Source organism: Niastella sp. OAS944, from assembly GCA_024809215.1.
Classification (GTDB): domain Bacteria; phylum Bacteroidota; class Bacteroidia; order Chitinophagales; family Chitinophagaceae; genus Niastella.
The window spans coordinates 2328679-2346065 of the sequence record JANUBW010000001.1 but is presented as its reverse complement, the minus strand read 5'-3'; the positions used below and the strand labels follow the sequence as shown (position 1 = coordinate 2346065).

The window sequence follows — 17387 nt, the reverse complement described above, 5'->3', positions numbered from 1 at the left end:
CCTTTGAAATAAATATACTGATAAGCCATAAAAACAAACCGGGCGCTGTTAGAGCAGCTCCCGGCGATGATGGGCTAATCATATAATTCTTGCTAGACTACTATTTCTTAACCCAAACATTGCAAATGTATGCAATTGAGATTGCTATGTCCTGCCCTGGCAGGTACAAATTTTCGCGTTCCCTTAAAGGAACGATTACCGAACCTCAAAACGCTGTTGATAATGAAATTGACGGTTGTTTTTCTACTGGCAGCCTGTATACAGGTAAGCGCCCATTCCTACGCACAGCGGGTAACGCTGCAGGCTAAAAACGCCAGAATGGAAGACCTGTTTAAACAGATCCGTAAACAAACCGGTTACGTTTTCCTGTACACTACGCAAATGCTGGCAAATACCAGCGAGGTAAGTATTGATGTTAAGAATGTACCGGTTGAACAGGTACTGGACCTTTGTTTTAACAAACAACCGGTTACGTATACCCTGGTTGATAAAACCATTATTGTAAAGAAAATTGATAAAATAGTTACTCCTGAGCAGCCGGTTAAAGAAGTACAACGGGCCGAAATAAAAGGCCGTGTTACGGATGATAAAGGACAGCCGCTTGCCGGCGTAAGTATTACCATTAAAGGTGAAAGTGGTGGTATTACAACCGATAACAATGGCGCATTCAACCTTGTTACATCTAAAACCAATATAACCGTGGTGGTTTCATTTGTAGGCTATGCCTCCCGTGAAATAAAAGTGCTGGGCACCGAAACTGATCTGCATATCAAATTATCAATTGCTACCAGCGATATGGATGAGTTTGTGGTAGTTGGTTATGGGGTAAAAAAGAAAGTGAGTGTTACCGGTTCTTTATCGGTGCTCGATATGAAGTCGAAAGAGAACACGCCTACCACCAACGCCAGCCAGGCATTACACGGTGTTTCGGGTCTTTGGGTGAATCAGGCGGGCGGCAAACCTGGTCAGGATGTAGGTACCATTCGTATTCGTGGTATAGGCACGCTCAATAACAACGACCCGCTGGTGCTGGTTGATGGCATTGAGTACAACCTCAATGAGATCAATCCTAATTTTATTGAAAGCATTACCGTGTTGAAAGATGCGGCAGCTTCTATCTACGGTTCACGGGCTGCTAATGGTGTAATATTGATCACTACCAAAACCGGCAAGAAAGGTAAAATGGAGATCAATTACAATTATAGCTATGGCATTCAAAAGCCTACCTTTTTGCCCGATGTATTGTGGGACCCCATTCAATATATGCAGTTGAAAAATCAGGCCTTGATCAATGAAGGCAAATCTCCTTCTGCAGTTGATTATACCCCGGCGCAAATTGAAGAATATAAAAATGGCATGGCCACCGATCCATATACATATCCCAATCTTAACTGGTTCGATTATGTGATGAAGAACGGCTCTATGCATCAGCATAACCTACGCTTTAGCGGCGGTAGCGATAAAGTAACATACAACTTTGCATTAGGGTATATGGACCAGGATGGTATTCTGGTTGCTGCCAACCATGCCAACCGGTATACGCTCAACCTGAATGTAAGCGCCCAGGCTACCAGCCGGTTAAAGGTAGGAGCTAGCATAATAGGTAACCTTAGAACATTTACCCAGCCTGCCTTTGGCGGTGGCGATGCTACCAATTATTATTTTACCCGGTTAACGCGGGTGCTGCCTATTATGACGCCGTACCTGCCCGATGGCCGTTATGGCAGCATGGTATTTGCAACACCGGGCCGTAATACTATTGAAAACCCCATTATGCTGTTGAAAGAAGGCAGCAATTACAATGCTCCGCAACGTATACTGGCCAAAATCTTTGCTGAATATAAACTACCGTTCGGTCTTACTTATAATTTCAATCTTGGTGTTGATAAGCTCGATGGGTATTCAAGATCATTTGTACCGCTTCTTATAAGCTACAATTCAAAGACGGGGGCGCCTAATAATTATAATATCAACCCCGCCAGCAATAACTATGATGAAAACAACCTGTCGCTTTCGGTATACCACACCCTTAGCTGGAATAAAACCTTTGGTGATCACCAGATAACGGCTATGGCCGGACAAAGCTATAACCGTTTTGATAGCAGCCGGTTCGACGGTCATGCTGAAGGTTATTTCGATAACACCCTAACCGATCTCAGCGCCGGCAGCACCAACCTGGGTACCACTGGTAAAGTGGTGAAAGATGTGCTGATCTCTTATTTTGGCCGGTTGAGTTATAACTATAAAGAAAAGTATTTGCTCGAAGGTATCATTCGGTACGATGGTTCGGCACGTTTTGCCGAAGGACATCGTTGGGGTGCGTATCCCTCTGTTTCTGCGGGCTGGCGTATTGATAAAGAGAACTTCTTTAAAGTGGCTGATGTGAATTTATTAAAGCTGCGTGCTTCTATAGGAAAACTGGGTAACCAGCAATCGCCTATGTTCGGCTATCGCCAAACGGTGAACGTTGGTAATACATATGCCTATAGTTTTAATAATGTTATTTCACCGGGTGCGGCGGTTACCGCTTACAACGATCCCCGTATTTCGTGGGAGTCTACCACTTCTTATAATGCCGGTGTTGATGCTGAATTATGGAAAGGTAAACTGTCTGTTGCAGTAGATGTTTTCAAACGCCGTACTACCGATATCCTGCGTCGTGTATTGATACCTGATCAGGTAGGCGGTCTTGGCGGACCTGTTCAAAATATTGGTACGGTAGATAATACGGGTTTTGAAGTTTCACTGGGCCATCGCCGTAAAATAGGGGAGGTGTCTTATGAAGTGAACGGGTCGGTAAGTTATGTAAAGAATAAAGTGATTGACCTGCGCGGACAAAGCCTCATAGGCACCAGACGGATTACCAAAGAAGGCTATCCTATTGATGCGTATTATTTATACGAGGCCACAGGTATTTATCAAAACCAGGCCGAGGTAGATAACAGCGCCAAAGTAAGCAGTGCGGTAAAACCAGGTTATCTTAAATACAATGACGTAGTTAAGGATAACAAAATAGATGGTAACGACCGCGTTATTACCGGTAGCTCAATTCCTAAATACAATTATAGCTTCAATATAAATGTAGGTTATAAGAACTTTACGCTTTCTTCATTCTGGCAGGGTGTACAGGGTATAGACCTGTACCCGACTGTGAATTTGGCCACCCCGTTCAATAATGGTGCGGGTGTAACCAAGGAGTGGGCTACCGATTCGTGGACACCCGATAATCCCAATGCCCGTTTGCCAATATTGACAACACCAACCGGTGCGCCTGAGAACTACGCGGCATCTACATTTTGGTTAAAAGATGGCTCTTACCTGCGTATGAAGAATATTCAGCTAAAGTATAATCTGCCCGAAAGTATTGCTTCAAAACTCACCATGAGCAAAGTTTCTTTGTTTGTAAATGTCGAGAACCTGGTGACCATTACGAAGTTTAAAGACTTCGATCCTGAAAAAAGCGTAACGGGCGATAGTTTCTATGAGTACCCCTCCCTCAAAACATTCAGCTTTGGCGTAAATGTGAACTTTTAATCATCATTGAAACAGTATTCAGATGAAAAAAATATTCTTTATTATAATAACAGGTATTGTGTTCACCGCTTGTTCAAAAGAAGAGCTGAACACAAACCCCAATGATAGTTATACCGATGCCACTTATTGGACCTCGGAGAAGAATGCAACCGCGGCGTTAAGCGGTTGTTACCAGGCCCTCACCTTTAACGGCATTTATGGTTATGCAACGCCGTTATGGGAAGAAACTGCAACGCCCAATGCATATAACTATGATAACTCAGCCGGTTTTGGTTTTATAGCCATGGGCACACATAATGCAGCCAATGCTACCACCGGAAATATAGTTGCCGGTGTTATTGGCCAACGGTGGGCAGATTGTTACCGGGGTATAGGCCGTGTGAATACCTTGTTGGCCCGCATTGATCCTATTCAAATGACCGATGATACAAAGAACAGAATGAAGGCAGAAGCCAAATTCCTCCGTGCATTGTTTTACTCGCTGTTAGAAATGTATTATGGCGATGCGCCGTTGATCCTCGATGAACCCAACCTGGCTGCCCAGCAAAACCTGCCTCGAAGCCCAAGAGCCGATGTGGTAAAACAGGTACTCAAAGACCTGGATGAAGCAGCAGCTGTGCTTCCTGTTAAGTTTACCGGTAACGATCTTGGTCGTGCTACCAAAGGCGCTGCGCTTGCCTTAAAGGCCCGGGTGCTGTTGTTTGAAGCCAGCCCACTCAATAACCCTAATAATGACCAGGCCAAATGGGTTACTGCCGCTGCTGCTGCAAAGGCGGTTATAGACCTGCCCAATACAGGCTACGATCTGTTCCCGAATTACAGGTCGCTGTTTTTACCCGCCAATGAAAACAGTGTGGAGTGTGTTTTTGATGTACAGTATTCAATAACCAACACCGGTTTGGGTAGTTCCTTCGATCTCATCGACCGCCAGTATAATACAAACGCGCCATTGCGCAGCATCATCGACGCTTATGATATGAAAGATGGCTTACCCCCATCCCAATCGCCCCTGTATAATGCAGCTACTCCATATGTTGACCGCGATCCACGTATGTACCAAACAATTGTTTATCCCGGCGATACGTATATTGGCAAGGTAACTACCGCAACCGACCCTTTTAAACAAACCGGTTATGGCGTAAAGAAATACAGTATTTACGATAAAGAGGCAACAGCCAATCTTATTAACCAGGCCGGCCGTTCAGAGATCAATTATATGGTTATACGCTATGCCGATGTATTACTGATGTATGCAGAAGCACAGAATGAAGCGGTAGGTGCCGATGCTTCGGTATATAGTGCAGTAAATCGAATTCGTGAGCGTGCAGGCCTTGTGCCGTACGCAATACCTGCCGGTAAAACCAAAGACGAAATGCGCGAGCTTATTCGCCATGAGCGCAGAGTGGAATTTGCCTTTGAAGGATTTTATTATACTGATATCCGCCGGTGGAAGATTGCAGAAACTGTAATGAAAGGCGCGGTATTCAATTCGCAGAACCTGCAAATAGTTACCCGCAGTTTTGATAAAGACCGCGATTACTGGTGGCCGGTGTCACAAATACAACGTGACCTTAACCCCAACCTCGGTCAAACACCGAACTATTAATAATGAAAGGCGCTCCACAAGGGGCGCCTTTCTACTAAGCTTTATATTTTCTCCTGTTTTACTCCTTCACCAGCTTTGTGGTAATAATATTTCCACTATGCACAAGCTTCAGTACATAAATACCGGCAGGTAACTGATGTGTGGTTAGCAATGACCGGTGGTCACCTGCCTGTAAATAAGCATTCACCAATACCGCCACCTGTTTACCGGTTATATCAAATGCTGCCAGTTGCGTATGGCCGGCCGCAGGTAACGTAAATGTAATGGTACTGCTTTCCCTGAACGGATTGGGATAGCTTGCCAGTGTTGTTTTCAATCTGGTTACAGTCGGAACTGTTGCCACCGTCATAGTGCGCGCCAGCATGGTATTTGTAGTAATTACCAGCTGCGGTGGGTTTGAACCTGCCTCAGCTGATTTCCAGAATATTCTTGGATCGTGCCCTGTGAGGCTTTTAAGCGCCAATGATATATTGGTTCTACCCGCCTGCAATTCACTTTGCACATAGCTGGTAATATCCCAGGTAATATAACTGTAGGCGGTGTTGGTAACCGTGGCAGTTGCCAGTGCTGTGGTCCCCGACGCAGGTTTATTATTCCAGGTAAGGGTGTTTTCCGTCCAGGTAGTATTGGCAACAGGAAATACGCCAACCGGTACACCGGGCACAGTGGTAAGGTCTACAATACCATAAACCCTTAAAGTAGCAGCGCTTACACTAGTTACAGAGCCCGTATTGAAAAGTAAATACGTCTCCCGGTTATTACCGGTGGTTGTTGTTGGATTTACCTTGGTAATAAGCAATGTTGAATCGGTAGTGCCATGTGTAATGGTGGCGCTGGCGCCATCACGTACATACGCATCCTGCGTAGGCGCCAGCGTAATGGTTTGACTGCCTGTGCTGGTTTGTATTTTTACTTCGGTATAACTATTCCAGGCATTTACACTATTGCCATGGCCAACAATACGAACATACTTTGCGGTACGCGGTGTAAAGGTAAAGGTCTCCAGGTTCAATGAAGTACCACTACTTACAAGCCCGCTTGCGGCTGTTGTCCAGTTAAGGCCATCGGTACCCGTTAATACATCAAAAGTTGAAGCGCGGGTATTGCCGCTGTAGAACGCGATCTGTACGCCCGATACAGTGGTGCTGTTTGCCAGGCAGAACTGTATCCATTGCCCATCGCCATTGGCGCTCCAGCGGGTGTTAAGATCATTGTCGAGCACATTGGCGGGCACATTACCATCATTACCACTGGCGGTTACCGGCTCACATGTGGGTGTTGTGGTACTGTCTGTAATAACCGATAACAGCGGTGGGTTACTACCAAACTCTGCTGAATTCCAGAATATGCGGGGATCATGTGCCAACTCGCTCTTCATGGCAAAAGCCAGTTTTTTGCGGCCTGCCGCCAGTTCGGCTCTTACGTAATTCGTAACATCCCATGTATAGTAGGTTGCAGCTGCATTGGTAACGGTTTTTGATGCCAGTGCCGAAACCGAGGTTACAGGTTTATTGTTCCAGGTAAGGGTGTTTTCGGTCCACGTAGTATTGGCAACCGAAAAAACGCCAACCGGTACGCTGGGCACAGTAGTAAGATCAACCTTGCCGTATACTTTTAGTTGTACCGATGAAACATTGCCGGTTAGTGAAGTAAGATCGAACATCAGGTAACTTTCACGGGCATTGTTTAACTGGCCGGTTGGCGATAATTTGGTAATAAGCAGGGTAGAATCGGTAGTACCATGTGTAATACCGGCATTGGTGCCGTCGCGCACATAAGCATCATGGACAGGAGTAAATGTGATGGCCGGCGGTGCTACCCTGAAATGGGCCGTATAGGTGGCTTCATTATCTGTGATCGTTATGTTTTGTGTGGCCGTGCCGCCATGTGCCCAATGATCGAACAGGTACGTTGTGCCATTTACTGTTTGTGGCGAAATGGCTTCCATAGGCCGTATCATACCGCTCAGTGCAGGTGTGGTATATGGAGTGGCAAAAGGAACATCATCTAACCGTATTTGTAAACCGGCTGGTTCACTGCGTAAATTAAGGGTTGATAATACCGGGAATATTTCTACATACGTTGTATCACGTGCGCCCTGTGCATCACGAACAACCAGGTATAACCGATACCAGATATCGGTTTCCGTATGGCCTTCGGCAGAAATGGGGAATGAACCACCGTTTGCGCCATCTGAAATATCTGGTCCGGGGTGAATATGATTGGCATGGTGAAAATCAACCCACCATTCATAGTTAGCAGCGGGTAATGTTCCGTCTTCTGCATCGGTAGCAGTGCCTGTAAAGTTAATAACAGTGCCTGCCCTGAATGATGTGCCATTGGCCGGACTGGTAATGGTGGCCACAGGTGCTGTATTGGGTTGTGTTACTGTTAAGGTGGCATTGTTGCTGGTAACAGAGCCGGAGCTATTGGTTACAACAACGCTGTAGGTGCCTGCATGGGCGGGTTGCACATTGGTAATTGAATAGGTGGCTGACGTGGCACCGGAAATATTGGTACCACCTTTTCGCCATTGGTACGTAGGCGCCGGATTACCCGTAGCGGTAACGCTGAACGTAGCCGTATTACCCTGCGATATAGTAATACTTTGTGGCTGCGTGGTAATCACCGGCGCCTGCGTACCAGTATAAATAATTCTATACAGGGCGTTATTGTCCCTGCTTAAATAATATAGATTGCCATCTGTACCTTGTTTTATATATACCAGTCCGCTACCTAAGCTTGTACCAAAATTGCTACGGGTAGGTGATGCAACGGTTGGGTTAATATGATCTATCCAGTTGCCACAGTAATCGAGAAAAAAGTATCGCCCGTTGTAAGTAGCGGGATAATTACTAATGGCCCCATTAAAGAAAGTACCGCCGTTTATGGCGCAGCCTTGCCCGGCAGGCGGGGGATCGTTGCGGTTGGTTGCATATACATAAATAGGGTTGGTGAAACCGGTACAACCACTGGTGCACATACCTTCTTTATCGGGCCAGCCAAAATTACGACCACCTGTAGTAGCATCATTAATTTCTTCCCAGGTGGCATTGCCCACATCGTTCACAAGTATCTTTCCGCTTACAGGGTCTACGGAAATAGTGAAGGGATTTCTTAAACCATACGCCCACACCCTGCTGCGGGCCGCGCCGCCGGTAAAGGGGTTGCCAGTGGGCACGGTGCCATCGGGGTTAATGCGTAATAATTTTCCAAGATAGCTATCGAGGTTTTGTGAATTAGAACCTACCTGGTTCTCACCAACTGCAACATATAATTTGCCGTCGTTGCCAAAGGCTAAACCACCACCATTATGATAGATGGCATTTAATGTAGGCAGATCAAGTATGGCGGTTTCTGAACCTGCCACATCGCCTGTCATAGTAAACCGGCTTACGCGGTTATGCGGTCCCGAAGTATGCGTGTAGTAAAGGTAAATGTACTGGTTGGTGGTAAAGTTGGGGTCAACGGCTACACCTATAAGGCCGCGTTCGCCACTTGTATTTACCGATAATGAAACAGCTGGAGTTGATAAAAGGCTGCCGTTCTTTACTACCCTTAGTTGCCCGCTTTGCTGACAAATAAGAACACGGCCATCGGGCGTAAAGGCCATTGCAGTAGGATTGCTTAATGATGCAGTTACCTGTACACGTTGAAAATTGGCTGGTAGTGTTTGTGCCTGCACGTACAACTGTAATACAAATAGTATTATGCACAGGTTTATTAGCACCCGCCATGCTTTGAGGATGTTTGTTTTTTTCATATGATGGTTGCTTGGTTAATGATGATAAGGTATATGGGGCGGGGTTTGCTATTCTTTCAATAATTTTCTTGTAACGGTTTTGCCATTATACGTTAGTTTCAATGTGTATAGGCCCGAAGCAAGATGGCTGGCATTGAATACGGCTTTGTGGTTTCCTGTTTGTAATATCCCATTCACCAACACCGCCACCTGTTTACCGGTTATATCAAATGCTGCCAGTTGTGTATGGCCGGCCGCAGGCAACGAGAATGTAATGGTACTGCTTTCCCTGAACGGATTGGGAAAACTGTTAAATGCACTGTTTATTGCAGGTAGTGTTATTGTTGTTGGTTCCTGTCTTGCACTGCTTGCCAATGTTATAGTTAACTGTGGCGCATTACTTCCGGTTTCTTTTGAATTCCATAATAACCGGCCCTGTGTTTCCTGCTGGTTCTTCAGCACAAATGAAACTTTGGTACGCCCTGCTGCTAATTCACTTTGAATATAGCTGAATACATTCCAGTTATAATACCGTGCCGTTGCATCGGTAACGGTAGCAGTAGCCAATGCGCTGGATGCTGATGCCGGTTTATTGTTCCAGGTAATGGCGTTTTCTGTCCAGCTGGTGTTTGATACGGTATAGGCGCCCACTACAATATTGACATCTCTTGTATCTTCGGTATGTCCGTTTACTTTTAAAGTGGCGCCGGTAACAGTACCTGTTACCGAACCAAGATCAAATAAAAGATAGCTTTCGCGATTGTTATTGGCCTGGCCTGCAGGTGCTACTTTAGTTACCAGTGAGGCCGCATCGGTTGAACCAAAGGTGGTGCCTGCATTGGAACCATCCCGCACATAAGCATCGTGTTGGGCATTCAAATTAATTGTTCCGCCGGGGTTAGGGTTAGTGCCAATACTACTGGGGCACAAACTGGCGCTGCTTTCTGTAATGCAAAAGTCATTGAACCGTACCTGTTCATCGCGCAATACAGCATCTTTACCACGGTAAACACCCCATTTACCACGGTTATACGATGCACCGGTACGCCACATATCAAGACTGTTATTGGTGTAAGTGAGCAAGGTTACACCATCGCTTACGCGCTTTAATGTAAGTTCAAGCGTGCCGCCGCTGCCATCACTGCTTTTGTATTTTACATAGGCTTCCACCCAATTGCCTTTAAAGGGGGCCAGGTCTGCTTCTTTAACAGTGCCCAAACTACCACTACCTTCGCCTGAACTATGAATGATCTGCATTTTTTGTGGATTACCTGCTCTGGGAGTAATGGTTATCAATGGAGCTCCGTCGTCGCCATCTATGGCTTTTATCTGAAAAATGTGTGTGAACCGGCTGCTGGGAATAAATCCCGCATCCAGTTTAAACTTCCATCGATAATAAGCTGTTTGCCCTTGTGTATGTTGCATATCGGCAGGCGAGCCCGAACCGCCTTTTATTTCCATACGTACCCGGTCTTCATTTGTACAACGGTCATCATCATCAATAGCATGACTGTGAAATACAAATACATATTTGTTCAATGCATTATCAAATGCCTGGGTAACGTGCGGCCCAAATGATGGGTGTTTACAATCGGGGTTCTCATTGCCAAACCCTTTTGAATCTATTACATCATAGGCGGTGCCCGAACCTGTAGCGCTTAATGTAACCTGCGCCATCACCGGGCCTTTGAATAACAATAAAGTAAAAGTAGAAGTGATCACTAATTGCCGTAAAATGTGTAACGGCTGCATTTTGGAGTAAGGTAGTTTCATGTTGCAATCGTTTAAGTTAGAAGATGGTTCCTATGAAGTAACTACATTATACTTTGCGTTGCGCGCCAGTGGTTAGCCTACTTGTAAACTATCTTAGCATGGGTAGTAGCAATTTTTTTATAATAATTCCGGAATAGTAATTAACTTACGTAACCCTGTTGCATAGCTGATTACAGGGTAAAGAAAGGCATCTTCTAATCTCACCCGCTTCAGAGATTCATTTTCAAGCCATTAGTACGAAATCAAAAGCAACGAGCCATTCGTTCAATACAGTTGTTATACTTAAGCCTATAAAGTATACCGGCTAATCCTACTCTTACGTATAGCCTGAGCTGTTACTATAAATGCAAATCAAAGGATTCCTGTCTTTAGCCTTCGTTGTTAAAGGCAAGGCTTCTTTATGCCCAATGATTATTTATTAACAACCATAAGCTATATGAAAAAAAGAACCAATCTTTTCTGTTTTTCTAAAACACACCTGTATGCTGCGGGGGTATGCAGCCTTCTCTTAACAGGTATGCCAATAATGGCGCAACAACTGGCATTCCCTACTGCGCAAGGGTTTGGCCGCTTTGCAACCGGTGGCCGTGGCGGCAAGGTATATGCTGTCACAAACCTCAACGATTCAGGGGCCGGTAGCTTTCGCGCTGCTTTCGATTCTTACCCTAATGAACCATTGACCATCATCTTTCGTGTGGGTGGTATCATCAATCTTACATCAGAGATAAAAGTTAAAAGGTCGAACGTTACTATTGCGGGGCAAACTGCCCCCGGTGGTGGTATTTGTTTAAAGGGACATTCTTTTATTATGAATGGCGCTCGTGTTGCCAGCCAGGGTGGTAACCATGGTAATGTTATCATTCGTTATTTACGGTCAAGGCCGGGTGGCATCCTGTCAACCGGTTTGTATGGTTATGATATGGAAAACTGCCACGATGTTATTGTTGACCACTGCTCGTTCAGCTGGGCCAATGAAGAATGCGCCGCTATGTACGATACAAAAAATGTAACTGTACAGTGGTGTATTATGAGCGAAGGGTTATACAATGCCGGCCATGCAAAAGGTGTGCGCGGGTATGGTGGCGTGTGGGGCGGACAAAACTCATCGTACCACCATAACCTTATTGCGCACCAAATGAGCCGGGCAATTCGTTTTGGTGGCGCCAGGGCGCACGATACTATGGCGCTAACTGATTACAGAAACAACGTGATCTACAATAGCGGAAGCACAGGCGCCGCCTATGGAGGCGAATGTGAAATTATCGGCGGCGTATCGCACACCAACATCGTGAACAATTATTACAAACCAGGGCCGGCCACTTCAACTATCAATTTTGTAAACCCAAGCTACAACGCCATTGGTATAGGGGTGTGGTATATTAATGGCAACTACATGAATGGCAATAGTGGTAAAACCAACGATAACTGGACGGGCGTTAGCCTTGGTTCCATTCCTGCTGCTCAACAGGCAGGTACAAAATCTACTTCTGCATTCGGGCTGTCAGGGAATGATATTGTTACTCAAACATCAGCAGCTGCTTATACCGATGTGCTGTCAAAAGCCGGCGCCAACCTGCCTGTACGTGATGCGGTTGATGCACGCATTGTAACCGAAACAACAAACGGTACGGCATCGGTGGTGGGCGCCAGTTCTGGTAAAGCGGGTATTATTGATCTGCCATCAGATGTAGGCGGCTGGCCTGCCTACGCTTCAGGCACTGCTCCTGCTGATACAGATAGCGATGGTATGCCCGATAACTGGGAATCGGCTAATGGAACAAACCCAGGCGTTGCCGATAATAACAGCGATCCTGATGGTGATGGTTATACGAACCTGGAGGAATATCTTAATTCACTTACCGGCGAAAACCCCAATGGCCCTGTTGGTACAGGACTAACTATTCAGGAGAATGCCACTGGCTTTTGTAGTTTAAATGGTACTGTTGATAGCGACAATGCCGGTTATACCGGTACCGGTTTTTCAAACGTAACCAATGCCGTTGGTAGTGGAATAACCTGGCGTATTAATGTAACCACTGCAGGAGCATACACCCTGGCCTGGCGTTATGCAAATGGCGGCGGTAGTAACCGGCCGGCTAAACTCATTATCAATGGTACTGAAGTTGTTTCAACTATTGATTTTAATGCAACCACCGACTGGACAACCTGGGTTGAAGTTTCGTTAAGCCGTTCATTAACTGCGGGGCAAAATACCATCAGGCTCGAAAGCACTTCGGCCAGCGGCCTGGCTAATATTGATTATTTTAAAGTGAATGGCAGCGGTTTAACCGCGGTAAGTTGTACAGGTGTAGCGCGTGAAGGTACTTCAACCATACCAGGTAGCGATGCGGCTATGAACAACGCAACCACGGTATATCCCAACCCAAGCAGTGGCCTGTTCACTATTAGCTCTATTGGTAAGTTTAATTATGTGATCATTGACCAACAGGGAAAACAAATAGAAACGGGCGTAGCAAAAGATAAAGTGAACATTGGGCAACAATTAATACCCGGTGTATATTTTATAAGCGTATTTAAAAATGGCAACCAGCAGTTGTTGAAGATAGTGAAACGCTAATGTTCTGTTATTTGGTTTACAGTCCCGGCCCGGCAACCGGGACTATTTTATTTTCAATACATCCTTCTTTATAATGTTTTCAGGAGCCGCCATATTCTTCCAGGTGAATAGTTTTTCCATTCCCTTAAATGGTTCTTTTATAAAAGGGAAGGTGGCCAGGCCCGGACCGCCATGAACAAAAAGCAATGCCGGATTGTTTTTATTTTCACCACGAATAATAAGGCTTTGTTTAACCCCGTTTATCTCAGGTTGTTCTATAACTGCAATACTGTTTGGTATTTCATTACCACTAGCGTCGGTTATAGGTGAGGTTTTGCCCGGGCTCATATAAAGCAGTATGGCAAGCGTAACAATAATAACGCCCAATACCACAAGTATCAGTCTGTTAATTATCTTGCGCAAACGGGAAGGCGCTTTTTTCATACGATTTAATGTAGTGGCTGACAGGTTAAGTTAGAGAAAACTTATTGAAAAAAAAGCAATTTCACTTAAGTTGTGATATAATTAAAAGGGGGAAGGAATTATGAAGAAAATACTGATATTATTTGCCCATCCGGCACTGGAAAAAAGCAGGGTACACAAAACGCTGCTAAAACATATTGGCGGGCTCGATCATGTAACTTTTATTGATCTGTACGAGCATTACCCCGATTTTGATATAGATGTTAAAAGAGAACAGCAATTACTGCTTTCGCACGATATTATTATTTGGCAACATCCGCTATATTGGTATAGTGCGCCGGCATTACTAAAACAGTGGCAGGACCTGGTGCTGGAACATGGCTGGGCCTACGGAAAAAACGGAAAGGCATTAAGCGGTAAAAAAGTTTTTAATGTAATAACCTCAGGTGGAGGCATGAAGGCTTATCAGCCCGAAGGCTATCAGCATTGCACCATGCCCGAGATACTTAAGCCTTTTGAACGTACTGCCACTTTATGCAGCATGGATTACTGGCCGCCCTTCTGGATACCCGGCACCCATAAATTAGATGCCGCTGAAATAAATGAATTCGGCGAAAAGTACCGGCAATTGCTCATTGAACTGGGTATCGATAATTTGAATGAAGCTGATGTGGAGCAAGCCAATTGTATTAATGACCTTATTGAAATTTCGAAAAGTAACCTGAGATAGTATGGATCAATCTTTTTTTTCAACGGCACTGGTTTTCCTGGCAGCAGCCGTAATATGTGTACCCCTGGCAAAAAAGTCGGGGCTTGGTTCGGTGCTGGGTTATCTTATTGCCGGTGTTATTATTGGCCCGTTTGTAATGGGTTTTGTTGGTAAAGAAGGGCAGGACATTATGCACTTCGCCGAATTTGGTGTGGTGATGATGTTGTTTTTAATTGGGCTTGAACTGGAGCCCGAATTGTTATGGAAACTTCGTAAATCAATACTAGGCCTTGGTGGGTTGCAGGTAGTGCTTACTACCATTGTAATTGCAGGGGTGGCCATGCTGTTCAATTTTGTATGGCAACAGGCATTGGCACTGGGTATGATACTGGCCCTGTCGTCAACCGCCATTGTGTTGCAAACCCTTTCGGAGAAAGGATTGATGAAGACCTCGGCTGGGCAAAGCGCCTTTTCGGTGTTGTTGTTTCAGGATATAGCAGTGATACCCATGCTGGCCCTTTTTCCTTTGCTGGCAACTTTGGGTACCGGCAACGAGCAGGCCGCTGACCACCATGCTGCTAAAACCTGGGTCGATGGTTTTCCTGCCTGGCTGCATGCATTGATTGTGCTGGGAATTATTGCTGCTATAATTGTTGTGGGCAGAATAGCCGTACGGCCCCTGCTGCGCATTATAGCAAAGACCAATATGCGCGAGATCTTCACCGCATCGGCCCTGCTGATCATTGTAGGTATTGCCGTGTTAATGACACAGATTGGTTTAAGCCCGGCATTAGGTTCGTTTTTGGCGGGTGTGGTATTGGCCAACAGCGAATACAAACATGAGCTGGAGAGCGATATAGAACCGTTTAAAGGGTTATTGCTGGGTGTGTTCTTTATTGCCGTAGGCGCTTCTATCGATTTCCATGTTGTGTCGCAGGAGTATCGTACCATAATACTTTGGGTAGCAGCATTGACTGCTGTAAAATCGCTTGTTCTTTTACTACTGGGTAAGGTATTCAAAGTAAGCACCGAACAGAACTTTATTTTCTCCTTCAGCTTAACCCAGGTAGGTGAATTTGCGTTTGTGTTGTTCTCATTCTCTTTACAGCAGGGTGTTTTATCGGCCGAAACAACCAGTATAATGACGGCGGTAGTAGCTATTAGTATGGCGTTAACGCCCCTGGTAATTATGGCCAATGAAAAATTAATACTGCCACGTGTGGGCACCGATGAAAAAGAGGAGCGGGAAGCCGATGAAATTGATGAAAAGAACCCTGTTATCATTGCGGGCTTTGGTCATTTTGGAAGTATGATAGGTCGGTTTTTGCGCGCCAATAAAATTCCTGCTACCTACCTCGATCTTGATAGCGACCGGGTAGATGCCTTGCGGGGCATGGGCTTTAAAGTTTTTTATGGCGATGCATCGCGTCACGAATTATTACAGGCCGCCGGCGCCGATAAGGCGAGGATCATCATCATTGCTATTGACTCGCCCGAAAAAAGGTTGGAGATGATAGAAACGGTGAAGAAACATTTCCCGCACCTGCATATGCTGGTGCGTGCAAAGAACCGGTACGATGCCTACGATCTTATGAACGCCGGTATGCTGCACATTTACCGCGAAACGCTGGATACAAGTTTGCGGGTTGGAGTAGATGCCATGTCGCTGCTGGGGTATAGAAAATACACCGCTAAACGGCTTGCCCGCAACTTTATAAAATACGACGAGGCCAATATGCGCCACCTGTCGGCCATTCGTAATCCTGATGATTATGTGGTAGAAGCCAAAAAGTATATTGAGGAAATGGAGGAAACATTGCAAAGCGACAGGCAGAACATCTTCATGGGCGGCGATACCAGTTGGGACCCCGAAACCATGCGCGAAGAAGCACGTGCAAGAGAAAATATTGCTGAATAAAAAAAGGGGAAGCCCTCCGCCAACTGGCGGAGGACCTCCCTTTAGCCAATCTTAGATTTTATTTCTTCTGCTCACTAACATAATGATCAGTGGCCTCTTTTATAAAAAGCGCCAGTTCCATACTGGGCATTCCATTCACCGGTGTGTAGCGATTATCTTCCACATACAATTCCCCCAGTTTTCTAAAATACTCCAGCTTTTCCATTTTTATTTGTCCGCCCGTAAGCCGCAAAATGATCTGGTAGCGGCGGGCAATCAGCTCCTGCACTTCCGGGCCTTTAGGGTCTGTGTGCATAAGCGCCGTTAAGCGGGCGGTAATGTTATCGTTCAGTTCCGTTTTAAGCCCATCCATTTCCTCCTTACTAAAGCTGCGCAGGTTTTCTTCTGCTTCCAAAACGGTTTCCTTACCCCATTTGGCCATGGCCTCAGTTCGCCAGGCCTGTACTTTTTCGGGGCTAATGCCTTCGTAAAGGTCCTCTACCTGTAACATAGTGTTGTTTTTTAGTGTTACCAATGTTTTTTCAATGGTACCAACCAATGTGTTTATTCTTTCCCTGCGGGCCAACAGCGCTTTTTTGTGGCCTTCCAATGCCTGCACTATATCAAATGCAGGGTCGTCGAGAATAGCCCCAATCTCTTTCAACGGAAAATCAAGCTCCCGGTAAAAGAGGATCTGTTGCAAACGCAACAGTTCTTTTTCGCCATACAGCCGGTACCTGGCCTCGGTACGTACCGAAGGTTTTAACAAGCCCATTTTATCGTACAGGTGCAAGGTGCGCACGCTTACGCCTGCCAGTTTCGAGAGCTTTTTTACAGAATAGTTGTCCATCGTTTGGATTTATACCTGGTAAAAACAAAAATAGGGTATCACGTAAGGTAAGGGTCAAGAGAAATCGCAGGTTTTTTTTTACGGCACTTTTGTCAGGGATTCATCAATACCTGGTTAAGGTCTCATTAACCCTAACTAAGTACATCAGGCGTATGAAGAGAGTACCAAGTCCATAATAACCACGGAGATGGTACGGACTTAGTACGGACTTGGTACGGAGATGATATGAACATGGTACGAATAAGAATACTACCAAAGGTTAACCAGGTAGCCCGGCGATTTTCATCACCATTTGC

Annotated in this window: 9 protein-coding genes; 5 read left to right on the top strand and 4 right to left on the bottom strand. The window is 45.5% G+C overall.

What is annotated here, in order from left to right; translation table 11 throughout:
* Positions 1-222: 222 nt before the first annotated feature.
* Both GGD38_RS09015 and GGD38_RS09010 read left to right on the top strand, forming a co-directional pair.
* Positions 223-3534 carry a TonB-dependent receptor gene (locus GGD38_RS09015; protein ID WP_375298331.1) on the top strand — a complete coding sequence of 1104 codons (3312 nt, stop codon included), beginning with the start codon at positions 223-225 and terminating at the stop codon, positions 3532-3534.
* A gap of 22 nt (positions 3535-3556) precedes the next feature.
* Complete coding sequence (locus GGD38_RS09010; RefSeq protein ID WP_375298332.1) at positions 3557-5140, top strand: RagB/SusD family nutrient uptake outer membrane protein; 1584 nt, start codon at positions 3557-3559, stop codon at positions 5138-5140.
* A 58-nt stretch (positions 5141-5198) separates the two neighbouring features.
* On the opposite strand, the gene GGD38_RS09005 is transcribed toward GGD38_RS09010, so the two are convergent.
* A complete protein-coding gene (locus tag GGD38_RS09005) occupies positions 5199-8903 on the bottom strand; it encodes a PQQ-dependent sugar dehydrogenase (protein WP_375298333.1) in 3705 nt (1234 codons plus the stop codon).
* A gap of 48 nt (positions 8904-8951) precedes the next feature.
* The gene (locus GGD38_RS09000) at positions 8952-10655 is read right to left on the bottom strand and encodes a DNRLRE domain-containing protein (RefSeq protein WP_375298334.1); all 1704 of its coding nucleotides are present in this window, start codon (positions 10653-10655) and stop codon (positions 8952-8954) included.
* A gap of 436 nt (positions 10656-11091) precedes the next feature.
* Between GGD38_RS09000 and GGD38_RS08995 the strand changes: the two genes are divergently transcribed.
* Positions 11092-13233, top strand: coding sequence for a carbohydrate-binding protein (locus GGD38_RS08995; protein ID WP_375298335.1), 2142 nt, complete (start codon positions 11092-11094; stop codon positions 13231-13233).
* Between the two features lie 42 nt (positions 13234-13275).
* Here GGD38_RS08995 and GGD38_RS08990 read toward each other — a convergent pair whose 3' ends face one another.
* Complete coding sequence (locus GGD38_RS08990) at positions 13276-13656, bottom strand: hypothetical protein (protein WP_375298336.1); 381 nt, start codon at positions 13654-13656, stop codon at positions 13276-13278.
* A 100-nt stretch (positions 13657-13756) separates the two neighbouring features.
* Here GGD38_RS08990 and GGD38_RS08985 point away from each other — a divergent pair, with 100 nt between their 5' ends.
* Together GGD38_RS08985 and GGD38_RS08980 are read left to right on the top strand one after the other, a co-directional pair.
* On the top strand, positions 13757-14365 hold the full coding sequence (locus tag GGD38_RS08985) for an NAD(P)H-dependent oxidoreductase (RefSeq protein ID WP_375298337.1): 609 nt from the start codon (positions 13757-13759) through the stop codon (positions 14363-14365).
* 1 nt (position 14366) lies between these two features.
* Positions 14367-16262 carry a monovalent cation:proton antiporter-2 (CPA2) family protein gene (locus GGD38_RS08980; RefSeq protein ID WP_375298338.1) on the top strand — a complete coding sequence of 632 codons (1896 nt, stop codon included), beginning with the start codon at positions 14367-14369 and terminating at the stop codon, positions 16260-16262.
* Positions 16263-16320: 58 nt separating this feature from the next.
* Here GGD38_RS08980 and GGD38_RS08975 read toward each other — a convergent pair whose 3' ends face one another.
* Entirely contained in the window at positions 16321-17091 is a 771-nt protein-coding gene (locus GGD38_RS08975; protein WP_375298339.1) for a MerR family transcriptional regulator, read from the bottom strand.
* Positions 17092-17387: the final 296 nt, after the last annotated feature.

Excerpts from the sequence above, each read along its gene's own strand:
- GGD38_RS09015 (WP_375298331.1), top strand. The coding sequence starts at position 223 with ATGAAATTGACGGTTGTTTTTCTACTGGCAGCCTGTATACAGGTAAGC.
- GGD38_RS09010 (WP_375298332.1), top strand. The coding sequence starts at position 3,557 with ATGAAAAAAATATTCTTTATTATAATAACAGGTATTGTGTTCACCGCT.
- GGD38_RS09005 (WP_375298333.1), bottom strand. The coding sequence starts at position 8,903 with ATGAAAAAAACAAACATCCTCAAAGCATGGCGGGTGCTAATAAACCTG.
- GGD38_RS09000 (WP_375298334.1), bottom strand. The coding sequence starts at position 10,655 with ATGAAACTACCTTACTCCAAAATGCAGCCGTTACACATTTTACGGCAA.
- GGD38_RS08995 (WP_375298335.1), top strand. The coding sequence starts at position 11,092 with ATGAAAAAAAGAACCAATCTTTTCTGTTTTTCTAAAACACACCTGTAT.
- GGD38_RS08990 (WP_375298336.1), bottom strand. The coding sequence starts at position 13,656 with ATGAAAAAAGCGCCTTCCCGTTTGCGCAAGATAATTAACAGACTGATA.
- GGD38_RS08985 (WP_375298337.1), top strand. The coding sequence starts at position 13,757 with ATGAAGAAAATACTGATATTATTTGCCCATCCGGCACTGGAAAAAAGC.
- GGD38_RS08980 (WP_375298338.1), top strand. The coding sequence starts at position 14,367 with ATGGATCAATCTTTTTTTTCAACGGCACTGGTTTTCCTGGCAGCAGCC.
- GGD38_RS08975 (WP_375298339.1), bottom strand. The coding sequence starts at position 17,091 with ATGGACAACTATTCTGTAAAAAAGCTCTCGAAACTGGCAGGCGTAAGC.